This window comes from Photorhabdus sp. CRCIA-P01 (genome assembly GCF_003545805.1).
In the GTDB taxonomy this organism is placed as follows: Bacteria; Pseudomonadota; Gammaproteobacteria; order Enterobacterales; family Enterobacteriaceae; genus Photorhabdus; species Photorhabdus antumapuensis.
In genome coordinates, this window is the sequence record NZ_NMQR01000006.1 from 127,323 (window position 1) to 144,487 (window position 17,165).

Consider the following 17,165-nt stretch of genomic DNA (forward strand, 5'->3'; position numbering starts at 1 on the left):
TCCCTCACAAAAAACAATAGATTTCATTTACTAAAAATTTATTTAAATAGAAACTTTCAAATACAAAGATAAAGATAAAGATAAAGATAACATCAATGTAAAAACAAGCAATAAACTTATTTTAATCATTATGTTATTAAAGAAAATATAACAAAACAAACCGACTCCACCTCAGCAATAATAGCATTACATATACCCACAAAAAAATCCTAATACGTTATCGAAATAAATAATTCATGACAATAATCAGAAATATTATTACTTCTTGCATTCTTATAATAAATTCAACATTAACAAATAAAACTCAGAAATAGTACCAACTTAAACTTCACAAAAAAACAAAAAAATAGCCCACATTATCTGTGAGCTATTTTTATTTCTACGACAATTATTTTGCTGATTTACAGAGAGCTAATTAAGCAAATTTTCCCTTGCCAAGAGTTACATCGGCCCATGCCGTGGCAACAGCAGCTCTCGCCTTACTGCCCAGACTCTCAATAAAACCATTATCGCCCACTGTCGGGGAAAAACTACTCATTGCCTGAATCAATGAATCAACCACATTGTCAGAAAGTGCCGTAAATTTATACTCGCCTGATTTGTCTTTATCCCCCATCTGCGTCACTAATTTGGCACGATGACCATTAAAGTAATCATTAAAGGTAACTGAACCCACCGATTCAAAGATCTCCTGAGCAGTGTTGTCCTGAGTATGGCGGTTCACTGACAGCACCAAATCATATCCACTGCGCTGGAACCATAAGTCCTTCCAATCAACACCATTAAACAAGATCATATCTTCTGCGTTGATATCGTTAACCCGGTTATCAATCACTTCTGCGCTGACCACAAAGCTATCGACACCGGCTCCACCCTGGAAGCTGTTCTGATAACCGCCCAGCACTAACAAATCCTGTCCATCACCGCCGTTAAACTGGCTGAACTTCGAAATCGCAGCAGCTATTAAGTGATCATCACCTTCTCCGCCATTAATCATCGCATGGTAGCCCATCAGCTTAATCGTATCATTACCGGAATAACCATCGATCCGGTTGTCATTGCCAAATACTCTGGCAAAGTCATCGCCTTCACCTAAATCAACCCGGTTGTTATTGCCGATGGTCACCGCGTAGTCCTGACCTGCCCCAGTATCCACCCGGTTATAGTTACCGGAAGTCACGACGTAATCCTGCCCATTACCCGCATCAATAAGGCCGCCTTCACCAAAGACAAATGTCTGGTCATTACCTTCGCCCATAAAGACATGGTTAATACGTCCGGCTACCACGGCGGTATCATCACCATTGCCGCCAAACATCCAGTTTTCACGCCCCATGAGAACGCCCATATCATTACCTTCACCACCCGTAAAGATATTGGATGTTCCTAGCGAGTAATAAACATCATCACCGCGACCACCCCAGAAGTTGTTGTTATCGCCCAAATAGGCACCGAGATCTTTACCGTCACCACCCCAGTTGAAGTTATAATTTCCCAACGACACATTAATATCGCCATCTCCTTGCAGATGACCACTGTTACGCAGGAAATCAAAGGTTTTTTGCTTCATATTGAGCAGATCTGCGGTTAGATTCTCTTTCAAATTGGTCACTAATGATTGCATCTCTGCTTGTTTATCTTTGCTAAACATCGTTGCAAACAGGTTAGGTAAATTCAGCGAATTAAAACCAAATGCACGTTCTGCTTTGCTATTAGCCTGAGCGTTATCTCCGTTGGTGCTAACCACCGCGCCTTGTTCCTGATTTTTATCGGGTGCTTTCTCTTTCAAGCCATGACTTTCCGCAAATGTCCTGACCCCATCTTCTCCCGCTTTGATGCCGGCCTCCAAACTATCCAGCAATTTCCCCGGGTTGGTGAAGGTTGCCAGTTGATCACCACTAAATTCCTTTATCACTTCCAGCATCTCTTTTAGCATCACCTCGCCATCAACAGGCTTGCCCGTGCGGGAAACAATACGTCCATCCGCGGTGTAATCCACACCAAAAATATCCGCCAAAGTGGTATCCGCCCCCACCTCCGATAATCGGCCAAGCAGCTTATTCTGAAGCTGACGCGGTAAATCCTGCGGGGTATAGGTGAAGGTTGTTTTCGCCATACCCGTTGCCGAGTATTGCTGGGTCATCAGACCAAACAGTGAACCCAGATTGGTATCCAAAATTGACTGAATATTGTCACCGAACGTAAAGTTCCAGTTGCCGGTCGTCACCTGAATATCAGCGCCACGCCCGCCAACAGCAAAGTTGAAGGCCAGCTTCTGATTAGCCTGACGGAATTTATCTGCCCGGCTCATTTTGCCCATTTCAATGCTATTGCCATTTTCACCTAACCACTGATTAAATTTCTTATTCAGTGCTGATTCGGCGTCATTCTGCAAACCACGGCTGCTACGTTCATGTTGTGAGTCCAAATCAAGCAGCGTTTTGTAATCCACGCTACTAGTTTGGTCTAAACCAGACATATCACGCACAAACTTCCTCGCTCCGGCAATTGTCCATTGCTGATCTTGTGCCGCTAACCAATCCTGCGTTTCACCGGAACGAGCAATACCTTTCAATACCTCAGCAATACGGGCAGTATCATCAAATGGATTGACCAACGGTGGCGTTGGGATGGATTTATCCATCATCACAATCAAGTCATTACTGCGTCCTTGATTGAAACTGACATTACGGTTACCAATAAACATCTGCGCACCTTCAAGCGCCTGATGGCCGCCTATATCAACGCTATGTTTGCTATCACCATGACCAATGTGAACCATCACATTGTTGTCACCGAAAGCCAGCGATTTAAAACCACCGGTTCCCACTTTAATACCTACGTTCGAGGTTCCCCAATTAAGCGCCGTAAACTCTCCTTCACCGACATCCACTTGGATATTACCGGAGTAACTGAGCTGACGATGCGAGTTATCGCTGGTATTAACCTTTTCACGCTTTTGTGGCTTAATGAAAATTTCTGTGTTATCCGCAATTTCCCCTTTGGTAACCGAATCAGCCTGCGTATACCCGACTTTAGCGAAGTCGATATCGCTTTCAGCAATACCACGACGAACCTGTTCGGTATGCGTTATCAGTTTATTCTCAGCATTCAAGCTCAATACAATTTTGTTATCAGGCGAGTTGTTAACCCATTGGTTATTTTCGTCACGGGTAAATTTACGGCCTGTTGCGTCAACCGCAACTTCGCTACTACGGGCTGACACATCACTGCGAATGCCTTGTTTATCCAATTCAGTAATAAAGCGACGCGCAAAGCCATCCCGTTTATCATCACTAATCAGTGAACAACCCACCAAACTGATGTGATCGGGTTTGCTGATGGCCTGTTTGCCCAGCTTAGCCGCCTGATAAAACTGATTTAGTTTCGTCGCCAATTCATCAGCGCTGTAACCACTCAGACGAATGTTATTCTGCTCTGACGTATCACGACCATGACCGACAACCTGCCAACGTAATTTATTTGATAATTTAGACAGATCGCCATAAACAACACGATATTTACCGTTGGCGTCGAGTTGAATAACCACGCTGGAATCCGGGTGTTTACCCGCCAGATTAGCGGCTGCTCTGGCAGCTATCGGGTCATCTTCCATCTGAAGAATAATCTGACCATCAAAACGGGTTTCACGACCATCAGTCTGTGGCGTTACATCCACCTTTTGCCAGCCATCAACGGACTTTTTCAGATGACTATCGCCGATAATCGTCGGCTCTACCCCTTTATTTTTGCCAGATAACCCCTCTAAGTCTTCCACCGCAGGGCGGCTTTGTGGTTTTACTACCGCATACTTCTGATAAAACTCTTGAGTTTCTTTAAACGCGTTATCCAGCGCCTGATTTACCCACACCTTACCCGATTCCCCAGCAATATCCGCCAGATCCTGATAATTAGCCGTGTAGCTGTTCAGTATCTGTTTACGTTTTATCTCATCAGTTGCTTGTAGTGCCCGATAAACCACCAGACTTTCGTTGACAGAGTGACCACCATCAAATACCAAAAACGACAGCGTATTGAGATAGCTCTGCCCGGTTGAGAAGTCGGGTTGCTTGCTGGCAATATAGTCATTGAGGTGAACCATGATATTGGTCGAGCCAGACGCGCCAGTTACCACAGACTGGCCTCGCTCCAATGCATTACTCTCAAATGCCGTTTCCCGTCCGGGAGTCAAGATCCGGCCTGCCGCGACCTTTCTACCATACAAAAAGTCGTCATGTTTATTATTCGCAGGTTGGTAGGGCAACGCCGTGCCATAATCATTGGTCTGCTTTTCCGTAATTTCTACTTTGTACTTAACATCCTCCGCATTCGTCCCGGCAGTCAGTTCAGTACTGGTTGAACGAGCTTTGGTGATCACGTTCAGATAGAAAGAATCCCCTTTTCTCTTCCAGTCAGCAACATCCATCCCCATTCCCGATGTGGTCGCCATTTTTACCGCCAGAAACGGCACCTTAATCACAGAAAAACCATCATCAACCTTGGTCATCATGGTCTTGAAATTAGCAAAAGTCGGATCGTCCAAGAATGTCGTTACCTCAGGCACCCGGCTGAACCAAGGGCGAAAATCCTTATCAATAGCCTCGGCAAAAGATTTCATCTTTTTATCAATTGCCCCGTTACGTTTCTCGCCTTCAGGATAAAGCTCACCTATCCACCGCCCAAAATCTTCCACCAAGAAGTTACCTGTTCGTTCAGCGGTATTTTTCGCCTCTGGTGAAGCCGTTTTCACCAGTTCATAAGCCAGTTCAGAATCAAAATGGCGACCAAACAGGTTATCAATATATTGTCCAGTAGCCTTCTCTCTGTTGGCATCAGTCAATAGCTGTTGAGCCAGCGTGTGCAATTCAGGATATGTTTGCAACTGGGCAACAGCATCCTTAAATAATTCTTTGGTTTTTTCATTTGTCACTTGCCCGGTAAGCCAAAGTTTTCTGGCACGTTCAATCAGCGGCTTACCTGCTGGGATAGCTTCTTGTTGTAATCGGCTGACGAAAACGATAAGGCTTTCGTTTTCGGTCTTAGGTGCTTCCCGCTCTGCTACAGAGTTAGTCTGGGTTAATGGCTTAATTTGCAAATCAGTGAGACGATTAATTTCGCTTTGTGCAATATCGCCTTTCAGGCCCACCACACGGCCAATCCCATCGAACGATACCTGCTGTCCGAACTGCGCAACCTGCTCAGGGGGCACAGTGATACCCAAAATCCTGGCTGACTCAGCTCTCTGGGCCTGAATGTGAGCAACCAGCTCACCCATCTCAAAACGTAAGCTTTTCACCAGCTTGCTACGTTGAGCGAATTCCTTGGGATCATGCTGCTGCCAATGCGCCAGTGCTTGTTCAAGCTGCAATACATGCTGTTCATCGGGCTGCTCAACGGTACGGTTAAAAGCCTCACGCACGGCCACCAGCGCCTTATTAGGCAGATCGATATGACGTCTTTTAGTCGAATCAATAAACCGCTTGTCATCCTTCTTCAGTAAGATAAGTTCTAGTTTTTTAAGTACAGAAGAACGAGATCTAGGGTTATTTCCCCCTAATCCTTGCAGATCAATACCTGAAATCGTCGGCGCTTTTCTGATTAATTCTCTGGATTTATTTAAAGTTGATTTCACCGCGCCATCGGATGATGTTTCGGTAAACATTGACATGATCGAAGCACCGGTATTTTCTGAGCGCATCCCTTTATTAAGCTGTAACCGATTGACTGCTTGTTGCGCATTATTCAAAGCAGCCAAATCTTCTACTGTTAGTGCCAGATCTTCACTGAGCCAACCGTCAGGTTCAGCTTTTGATGCAGGATCGATATGACTCTTCGATTTCTCCACCTCAATCGGTGTATAAGCGTTTCCAGACAAACCGCTGCCCGCTGCCCCAATGCGATCCGGTTTAGCATTATCAGCCTGTTTCACGCTTTTTGCATTCTTCTGCGCCTGTGTCGTTTTATTTTCCGCCGCTGTACTATCACTTTCACCACGCTGTTTCGCTTTGTCATACGCGGTATTGGCGTCACTCACCGCTTTATCGGCTCGTTGTTTCTGTAATAATGCCTCTTCTTTTCTCTGCTCCGCTTTTTTCTCAGCGTCTGCAATATCGTCGTCTGCACTATCTAGATTCTCAGCGCTTTTCGTGAAACCTACTTCTGATTTCTTAATGGCTGTTATTACTGTTTCTCGTTTATCAATAAAGTGCTGCTGTGCATCAGCTAATTTTTTCTGTGCAGTAAGTTTGGCATCATTTAATTTATTCTGGATATTATCCAGATATCCACCAGCAAACCGATTACGCCACTCATCACCTGATTTACCATCATAATTTCCATAGTTATTAAGCGCCCCCATACCTTGAGTCAGGGAGAATAGTTCTTCCGTGACTCCCCTAGACTCTTCACTTATTGCATCACGCTGCACTTGACCATTGGTATTCAGCGCAGCCTGATTGGTTGATTCTAGTTGGCCTTGTGATTTTGAAATCGTTTTAAGCTGTTTATCTTTCTCTTGTTGCAGACGCTGATGATTTATCTCCGCTTTTTCTTTATCGCTTAACGCATTTTGCGCGGCTTTATTCTGCTTCGCATGTCTGACAACCGCATCAGCGTGTGGTGATGCCTGATCCTGAGCTGAACCAACATTATCTCCAATCTGCAAGTCATTCTGAATAACTTTAATATCAGGCGTTTCTACCGGGGTTATTGCACCACTCAAGTTGTTCGCCAGATCCGAACTCACTTCATCAATTTTATCCATCTGGAAACCATCAATGGCGGAAACTTCGGTTAAATTAATCGCCCCTCTACCTTTATTGACGCCAGAAGTATTTGCCTCATCACCACGAATCAGATAATTAATCGCCTGGCTTCCCTCTACATTGAACACAGTTTGTTTAATATTCTCAAACAGAGAAGAGAGATGACTACTTTGTGTGTTGCTCTCTGCAATAGAAAGACTGTAGAAATCACCATTACCCACCTTAATCGCCACATTATTGCGGGCATAAGAGGCATTGATCCCCAGGCCATCGCCAATATGAATATTGGCATTACCTTTGCCTTTCATGATCGCAACATTGAGACCATTTCCAACTTTGGTGTTGACGTTATATTCACCCCACACCGCGTTGACCGAAACTCCGTCACCTACTTTGGTATTCACATTCAAGTCGCCATGTGTCGCAGTGACGCTTAAACCATTCCCTACCGTAGTGGTGATATTGGCTTTACCCTTTGCCGCAGTAACCTGCATACCATCACCGACTTTGGTGACGATATTGCCTTTACTCCACAAGGCATTAAAGCTGTCACCGTTCCCGACCTGAGTCACAATGTTGGCATCAGCTTTGGCAAGTACTACATTATTCCCATCGCCTACCTTAGTAATGACATTAGCTTTGCCCCAAGCTCCCGTATAATCATCACCGTTACCAACATGGGTGATAATGTTAACATCGCCCTGAACTACCGTGACTTCTCGCATTCCGCCCACTTTGGTAATGATATTCGCTTTACCTTTCGCGAAATTGTAACGATCGCCATTACCAACATGAGTCAGCACATTACCAATCCCAAGCATAATGCCGGTAGTATCACCGTTGCCTACTTTGGTCAGGATATTGGCACCGCCCAGCGCAATTGCTGTGGTGTCTGATATTTTATTATCACCCGAAATATGCGTGATAATGTTGGCTCCCCCGAGCATGCCGGAAACCAGATTATCTTCGCCAAGCTTGGTCAACACATTAGCACCACCCAAAAGTACCGAAGAAATACTTTCTTTACCTTTTTGGGTCATCACATTAAAACCGCCGACACCTAACCAATTCGCGCTGCCATTACCTATTTGGGTATGGGTGTTATACCCCCCAAACATGATGACCCGGCTGTCGCCATTACCTTGGTGGATTGAGATATTGCCAATCGCCAGAAGGTGAGCCAGATACAGTCCATCACCGACACGTACCAGAACGTTTGCCGCACCACCGGCGTAAACATCCATTTCCCCATTCCGGCTTTGGTGAACAAGGACATTCGCCAAACCTGCACCACGGAATGTCAGATTGCCATCTATGCCACTTTTTTCGATGATATTGGCAGCACCTGCGCCTTTAAAATGTGTATTACCGGATCTCGAACTATGAAGAATGACGTTAGCAATCCCATCACCTTCAAAATTAACATTGCCATTTATTACACTGGATTTAATGACGTTTCCGCCACCCATACCGCTAAAATTAACATCACCGGAGCTATCACCGATATTCGAAGATGATTTCACCCATTCCTGAAGACTATCTTCTTCAATATGCTCTAAATGCTCAGAGACACGACGTACAGTATCGACTTGATATTTAAGGTTAGTGAGTGAATATCCTCCCGCCTCCATCGGGCTATAACCATTTGCACGTGAAAAATCTTCATTGGCTAAATCTCGGGTATGGTCGCCCGCTTTATACCAGGCACTGGCATAATATTTCAGCTCGCCGGTTTTATCATCATTCTTCAATTCCACCACAACCACTTTGGTATATGACTCGACATATTTGGCATAGACATAAGCATTTGATCGACAATTCGATTTCACCGCCGAAACATCCAATACCGAACCATTAGAATGGATTGAACGCCCATGCATTTTTGCATCAATCAGCTTGATATCTTCTGCTTTAGCCGTGGTTCCGCTGGCATAAGTCACCCACTGATTTTCTCGCAAATCTTCTTCAACAGTATGCTGAATAGTAACGGGTTGATGATGTTCAAAGATTAAATTGGAAAGACGATAATCACCATCATTGCTTATATCATCATATCCATTCTCTAAAGAGATATTTTCCGTAGCAAGATTTTTGAGTTGATTACCATTTTTACGCCATGAAGTGGCGTAATAACTCAATTTATTGGTTTTAGGATCATTTTTTAGCTGAACTTTGCTGATCTTAGTATATTTTCCGTCAGCAAATGCAAAGAGATAAGTATTAGACTCAGTCGTTGATTTAATAGCAGTCACTTGCTGAGGCTTCTGGGATCCCATCTTCGCCGTTATTAATACAATTTCCTCCGCGCTAGCGTATCCCAAAGCTTTATTATACGAATCGCTATCCTCACCTATTCTTGATATTTCATTGTAACCACCGGAACCGGAGAAACGGATATTACCATGAGCTATATCAGAATAAACTTTGTTATAACCACCGGCACCTTCAAAATCGATATTACCGCGAGTCTGTTCATATTTATCTTTACTATCTCGCAAACGTTCAATGCGATTTGATGCTCCGGCACCCTGAAAGATAATATTGCCTTCTTTCCCTTTACGAATAATGTGGTTATCAACCCCAGCACCAGTGAGCGTAATATTACCGCTTTCCACCCGCGAACTGATGCTATTTGCTGCCCCTCCACCAACAAATATCACATTTCCCTTGCTTCCTTCATAACGGTCATGCCAGGTACGGTCAATTTTATTACCCGCCCCTGCGGCATTAAAGTTTAAATCCCCCTGATTAGTTTCGTGCCATAATCCGTTATAACCACCGATACCTTTAAATGCCACATTACCGGATTGACCTTTACGACTGAGGTTATTATAAGCGGCAGCCCCAGAAAAATTTAGATTACCGCTGCTCCCTCGGTGATCCATGGAAACACCACCCGCCGCGCCAACAAATGAAATATTGCCATTACCGCTTTTATCAATACTTACATAACCCGCGGCACCATGTACCTTCAGATTACTGTCAATATCCACTATTTTTAGATATCCGGCAGCACCCTCTACAGCCTTATCGCCAGAAATGGCATGGATTGTTGTCTCAAGCGCACCAACGGTAATATTATCATTCCCTTTTTTGGCATAAATCTCCCCTCCCAATCCAATAGCAACAATATTATTCCCACCATCATCATCATCATATTTCCCAGTAAAGAAAAATTCCGCACTACGGTTTGATGATTTCCCCATAAATAATCCCTTAATTAAGTTTAGGTTAAATATACCCGTTATCTTTCAAGCAGCCTCTTTGTTGGCTGCACGCACTCACCCCGGTCACATCGTTATCTATGCGCCCGGGGATTCGCGCCCTTGCCGTCGCGATACATCTTGAAATCCATTGGGTATGGAAAACTACTGCATCTGATAGATACAACAATTGTTTTGAAAATCTAATTTCCCGCGGATGATACAAATCCCCCGTCCTTCCCACGGTAAAAAGCACAATGACAGCAATCAATTAAGCATGTTTTATATAATTTGTTTTAATTCAGGCTGATTGCTGTTTTCAGCCACTATCTTATTTATCCCATTGTTCTTTTTATACCCGTTATCTTTCAAGCTGCCTCTTTGTTGGCTGCACTCACTCACCCCGGTCACATAATTACCTATGCGCCCGGGGATTCACTCCCTTGCCGTCGCGATACAACTTGAAATCCATAGGGTATATAACCAAAGAAATAAGAGAGAAAATGCTTTTGTTATCACGGGTATCAAAGATGACTTGTTCTAATTTTTTAAACATATTTCTCCCTTAAGAATAAATTTATTCACAAAGACAACACAATATACCGAAAAATAGAAGCATTAATCCCAAAGATATAATGAGCTTATATCTCTATAAATATGGTAAAATGAATAAGCAAAATAAAATAATAGTTCATCTACAAAAATATCATCTAACAATAATAGTCTGATTTTTTTATAAAAATACAGATAAATCCTTAAAGCATAATATTAACAAAAGAAAAACAAAAATATATCATAAATAAAATTTCTGCTTTCTGGATATAAACGTCTTTCTGGTACAGAGAGATCACAATCGTTCAGACGACAATAATCTTTCAGTTGCTGTCCAGAGCTAACACCCATCTTTTTATAAATAAATCTTCATAATTATAATATAATCTCTAATTAAACCTTCGAGATTAATAGTTGTGGTAATATATAGCCGCCATCTTTCAAGTTGCCTCTTTGTTGGCTGCACTCGCTCACCCCGGTCTTATCCTTGACGGAGCTGGTTACCACCGAAGCAGGCTGGTGAAAGACTGGGCTTATGTGATGAATATTGAGCTTCATTACCTGCCACCGTACAGCCCGAATCTGAACCCGATAGAAAGGCTGTGGAAGGTGATGAATGAACAAGTCAGGAATAACCATTATTTCGCCTCGACGACCTTGTTCAAGCAGGCAATACATCGCTTTTTTACGGAAATATTACCGGAACTGGCCGGGAACTTGTCGTGCCGTATTAATGACAACTTCCAGGTTATGAATCCTGCATCTTCAAGTTAAGCGGGTATAAGTAGTTAACAACCTAAGTTATAAATCATTCCATTATTCCTTTTCTGAACTAAATTATAAATGAACGGATACTATCTTTACAACAACTCAAGGTATGGTCTATAAATACATAATCTAATTTGAGGAAAGTATATGAGTCCCAAAAATGATTTTAAGGATTTTTCTACTAGCAATAATGCTAATGTAGTAAATCAAGAAAAATACGAAAAAATCCTGAGTTTGTATTCTGGATTTCTACCAGATAATGTCCCCACTCATTTATTAAATAAGGTATTACGTCGATCGTCAACAACAGTCTCTGTTGTAGATAATCTTATCATGACACAATCTGTGATAGTGTTCTCAATGATAGTGATATCGTTAAACTCAACATTCAATTAAATAGAGAGTTAGAACAAAAAATCATAACTAAAATTTCCAATTACGCATTGAAAAAATCACAAAATGTTGCAGATATTCCTAATAAAAATGTACTTGTGAAAAACTGGAAAAGTTAATTCCGGTAGGTGTACCACCTCCTTAGCCGACTAACATACACCAAATAGTGGGTGAAATGTAATGGAGCAATCTTCGATAAAACTTTATATCCAAAATTAGCAGCAGTTTATCCCAGTGGCGGATGACCGATATCGGGGTATCAAAGCCACATAACCTAGCGTTTAACTATATGATGAGGGCAGCATAATGAGCACGTTGGTACTTGAAGAAATCCCGGTAGGAATACCACTTCCTTGGCCGACTGACATACCACCAAATGGGTGGGTGAAATGCAATGGAGCGATCTTCGATCAAACTTTATATCCACAATTAGCGCAAGCTTACCCTACTGGCAGATTACCCGATTTACGGGGTGAATTTATCCGGGGCTGGGATGATGGGCGTGGGGTGGATATTGGCCGATATCTATTATCCGGGCAACTAGCAGATATTGCTCCACATAGTCACAGGGTTGTCCGGATGTGGTCCAACTCAAATGGCGGAACCGACGGGGTAGGTGCAGCGGGCCGTATTCTCAATAGTGTCTACCAAAACATTAACTACGGCATTGATCCTCGCGGAATAGGCATCGCTATCGGCATGGGATCTGGTGGTTACGGCTATATGGATAATGCGATTGCTGCTTCAACGGGAACAGAAACACGTCCACGAAATGTGGCATTTAATTACATTGTGAGGATTGCATGATGAATAAGGCTGTACTGGATAAAAATAATATTGCCATCAGTGCCGGAAGTATCGTTGTGTTTAATTACGATGCGATTACGCTGGAATATTTAAACAGTTCTGATGAGTACCTTCCCGTTGGTATCGGCCTTCCTGCCAATTCCTGCATAGACGCGCCACCTAAAGCCCAAGAGGGATATATCGCCTGTCGTTCACCTGATTTAACCGGCTGGCAAATGGTACCAGACTATCGAGGGAGAATAGCTTACAACACCCAAACTGGGGAACAGAAGGAAATCATTAAACCGGGTGAATTACCAGAAACACTGACATTCAAACAACCAAGCACCGATTTTGATAAGTGGGATGGTGAAAAATGGGTAACGGATATTGAAGCTCAAAAAGCCAACCAGATTAAACAGGCAGAACAACACCGTGTCATTCTTCGTCAACAGGCTAATGAAGCTATCACTTTATTACAATATGCCATTGAAACTGAGATGGCCTCAGACCCAGAGAAAGCATTATTGCTTGCCTGGAAGAAGTATGTGGTATTACTGAGCCGTGTTGATACTTCAATGTCTTTAGATATTGAGTGGCCACAAATACCAGAATAATAAAATTATCAAGACCGGGCACTATTCTATCCCCGATCTTTTTTCCAGTGATGATAATGACTTTTTTGACCGGTCGATTTCCAATGCTTTGGCAGTATTAATCCGGTCAAACATAATTTCTAATTAGAATTATGGGCTGCATAGCAGCCCTTTTTTATTTTTTTAGCAGATAACTCTTCTCTCTATTTGATAAATATACCCCTCTATATTTATGGAACATAACATATACCCGTCATCTTTCAAGTTGCTTCTTTGTTGGCTGCACTCACTCACCCCGGTCACATAGTTATCTATGCTCCCGGGGATTCGCTCCCTTGCCGCCGCGATGTATCTTGAAATCCATAGGGTATAAAACAAATATAATAATCTAATCAATAGACAAAACAATAGTATTTTCGTAGTTACCACTTTGACACAATGTATTTTAATAAAACTTTTGGAAATAATTTAAAATTTCCCAAAAGAAATAAGATAAAATAATTTCCATACGTGAAATATAAACATCTTGAATATACTTTCGATAACAATATGTTAAATAACTTATTGCCACCAGTCATACATAAATAATCAATCGTTTAAGTTATAATATAATCCTACCATCCTCTTTTTGGAGTAGACTATAATTAAAATCAATCTCGATAAATTACCTATACTATAACTCAACATGTTAATTATAACATAACATTATTTTATTTAAGGAAAGTGTATATGAGTCCCAAGAATGATTTTAAAGCTTTTTCCATTAATAATAATGCCAACGTAGTGAGTCAGGGGGAATATGAAAAAAGTCAGAATTTACAAACTGGGTTTCCACCAGAAGATATTACTACTCATGTATTAAATAAGGCATTACGTCAGTCGTCAACAATAGCCTCTGTCGTGGCTGATTTTATCGCGACACAATCTGGCAATGATGTTCTGGATGACGGGGATATTGTTAAACTAATCACTCAATTAAATAGAGCATTAGAACAAAAAATTATAACTAAAATTTCTAACTCCGCATTGGAAAAAGCACAAAACGGCGCAGATATTCCTGATAAAAATACGTTTTTGAAAAACTTAGGTTTAAATGAAGCTGCAAAACGGCAAGTAGGAGCGGGGATTAATCAGATTCCAGACATGTCATTTTTCACCAAAAATTTGAATGAAATTGGCTGGCAAAAATCACCTTCTGGTCTAATTGAAATGTGGGGAATAGCTCAAGTTAATGGTTATGGTTCTTACACATCTGGATATTTAAACAGCTTTCCAATACCATTCCCAAATAAATGTTTTAATGTCACGTTAACTCATAATGGCCACAGCCCTAACGCAGCAGGAATATTTTCAGTAATCATAGAAAATCAGCGTGAATTTCGATGTTTTAGAAGCCCTACTAATTGGACTCCCATTGTTACAGCATATTTTAAAGCAATAGGATATTAATTTAATAAAAATCAAATTATTATAATTATTTACTTAAAATTAGCAAAAAACCATGAACAATAAAACCATATATTCAGCGCATTAAATAAAGAATTATTTCCACAACAATCCAATATGTTATTTATAAATTTTAAGGAGTATAATATGAGTCCAAAGAATGATTTTAAGGCTTTTTCCATTAGTAATAATGCTAATGTAGTGAGCCAAGAAAAATATGAGGAAAGTCATAATTTGAAGACCGGGTTTGCACCCGATGGTATTACCACTAATATATTAAATAAGGCATTACGTCAATCATCCACGATATCCTCTGTAGTCGCTAATTTTATCGCGACACAATCTGGCAATGATGTTCTGGATGATGGAAATATAGAGAAACTCACCGCTCAATTAAATAAGGCACTGGAACAAAAAATAGTACCAAAAATTCCCGATGCTTCATTAACACAGAAAGGTATTGTTCAGCTTACAGATGTGGTTGGTAATAGTCATTCACTCGCTGCAACTCAGAAGCTTATTTCTGATGTAAATGACAATGCTAACAATAGATTAGCTAAAAACCAAAATGGGGCGGATATTGCCAATAAAAATGAGTTTGTGAAAAATCTCGACTTATTGGAAACCGTCAATTTGGCGAAAAATGCTGTGCCGAGTAGTAGGAAAATTAATGGTAAGGCATTGACTGGCGATATCAATTTAGGAGCTGGCGATGTGGGAGCATTTAGGCTCGGATTAACAGGAAAATACTCTGTTGATAACCAGGTCCCGTGGAATGTAGATTCAGGATCATATGACTTACTGAGTCCGAAATTTAGTGATCATATTGTGCACTTCTATAATGGCGTTGGGAGTTGTCCGGCTTTTCAGTTGAAAGTGCATTACAAAAACGGCGGTATTGCTTATCGCTCGGCTCGCGATAATTATGGATTTGAAGAAGATTGGACGAGTATTTATACAACCAAAAACAAACCTACTGTCAATGAACTTGGTTTATCAGAAACCGTAGCATTGGCAAAAAATGCGGTTCCTAATAACAGGAAAATTAACGGCAAAGCGCTGGTTGAAGACATCAATCTGGAAGCCGGAGATGTCGGAGCGTATTCACGCTCGGAATCTGACAAGCGATATCAAAAGAAAGGCCCTAATCAGGGATGGCAAAAAATAGGAGCCGGTGGAGATAGCGGAAGTAGCATATCACTGAGTCAGGACATACGAGGAAGATGTATATATTTACGTACTGGTAGCCCAGGTATATTTTTACCTTTACAAATGCCTCCTATCGATAATATTTTGGTTGGTTCCGGATATGGATCAAGAGGATGGCTCGTTGTGCATTCGTCAGATGGAGGACTGAGGTTATCTATAGTAAACAAAGAGGATTGCCCTGATATTACAGAAATTTATATTGCTGATTAGAATTATGGGCTGCATGGCAGCCCTTTTCCCATTTTGTTTTTCAGGGGACAATTCATTCCCCTATTTGATAAAGATATTTACCTATACCCTTCATCTTTCAAGCTGCTGCTTGAAAGATGAAGGGTATAAATAATTAGAACAAATAGACTTAAATAATAGCAATCACCCAACCTTCTCAGACCACAAATGGAATTAATAAAAATCACTTTCAAATATCAAATGCAAATATTTTAGATTACAAATCATTAACATATTCATTACCACCAATTATATAAAAATAGTTAACCCTATAAGCTATAAGAATATTCCATTATTCTTTTTTCTAACTAAACTGTAGCTGGAGTGAATAGGGAAAAATTATTTTTATAAAAATTCACTATATTGTTTATAAAATGCAGTACTTAATTGGAGAAAAATATATGAGTCAAAAGAATGATTTTAAGGCTTTTTCTGTTAGTGACAATGCAAATATAGTGAAGCAAGAAGCATATGAAAAAGAACAAAAATTGCAAACTGGATTTCCAACAGGAGATATTACCGCTGAACTATTAAATAAGGCATTACGTCAGTCATCAACCATATCCACTGTCGTCGCTAATTTTATCGCAACACAATCTGGCGAAGACGTTCTGGATAATGGGGATATAGACAAACTCACCACCCAATTTAAGAAATCCTTAGAACAAAAAAACACAACAGAAATTCGCGATGCCTCATTAACAGAAAAAGGAATTATTCAGCTCACAGATCAAATAGGCGACAGTAATACACTCGCTGCAACTCAGAAGCTTGTTTCTGATGTAAGTAATAATGCTCTGGCAAAAGACCAAAACGGCGCAGACATTCCTAATAAAGCTGAGTTTATAAAGAACCTTGGTTTATCAGATTCAACAAATATAACAATAGGGAATGGTGAAAATCAGGTACCTAATATGTCGTTTTTCACCTCTAACCTGAATCAGGTCGGATGGCAGAAATTACCTTCAGGTTTAATTGAAATGTGGGGAATAGCATCAGTTAAAGGCAATGCTTATGCCGAATCTGGTGCTTTAAATCACTTTCCAATCCCATTCCCGAATAAATGTCTCAACGTCACGTTAACTCACGTTGGTAATGCACCTCAACATGCCGGCATATTTTCAATAATGACGGTCAATAATAGCCAATTCCAATGTTTTAGCAGTATTCCAAATTTACAAATTCCTGTAGCAGCATTTTATAGAGCAATAGGGTATTAA

5 protein-coding genes and 2 pseudogenes are annotated in these 17,165 nt (G+C 41.1%); 6 read left to right on the plus strand and 1 reads right to left on the minus strand.

Features of this window, described 5'->3' with window-relative positions; all coding sequences use genetic code 11:
- Positions 1-415: 415 nt before the first annotated feature.
- Positions 416-9,970, minus strand: coding sequence for an MARTX multifunctional-autoprocessing repeats-in-toxin holotoxin RtxA (gene rtxA / locus D3222_RS06310; protein ID WP_118985398.1), 9,555 nt, complete (start codon positions 9,968-9,970; stop codon positions 416-418).
- A gap of 1,029 nt (positions 9,971-10,999) precedes the next feature.
- Between rtxA and D3222_RS06315 the strand changes: the two are divergent.
- The 6 genes and pseudogenes from D3222_RS06315 to D3222_RS06345 form a co-directional block, all read left to right on the plus strand.
- Positions 11,000-11,293, plus strand: a pseudogene (locus D3222_RS06315) (transposase); the annotation flags it as partial.
- Positions 11,294-12,010: 717 nt separating this feature from the next.
- Positions 12,011-12,487 (plus strand): annotated as a pseudogene (locus D3222_RS06325) (phage tail protein); the annotation flags it as partial.
- Entirely contained in the window at positions 12,484-13,083 is a 600-nt protein-coding gene (locus D3222_RS06330; protein ID WP_118985400.1) for a tail fiber assembly protein, read from the plus strand. The pseudogene D3222_RS06325 and the gene D3222_RS06330, both read left to right, overlap by 4 nt.
- A gap of 708 nt (positions 13,084-13,791) precedes the next feature.
- Entirely contained in the window at positions 13,792-14,511 is a 720-nt protein-coding gene (locus tag D3222_RS06335; RefSeq protein ID WP_118985401.1) for a gp53-like domain-containing protein, read from the plus strand.
- 144 nt (positions 14,512-14,655) lie between these two features.
- Positions 14,656-15,927 carry a phage tail protein gene (locus D3222_RS25855; RefSeq protein WP_232832424.1) on the plus strand — a complete coding sequence of 424 codons (1,272 nt, stop codon included), beginning with the start codon at positions 14,656-14,658 and terminating at the stop codon, positions 15,925-15,927.
- Between the two features lie 419 nt (positions 15,928-16,346).
- On the plus strand, positions 16,347-17,165 hold the full coding sequence (locus D3222_RS06345) for a phage tail protein (RefSeq protein ID WP_049582183.1): 819 nt from the start codon (positions 16,347-16,349) through the stop codon (positions 17,163-17,165).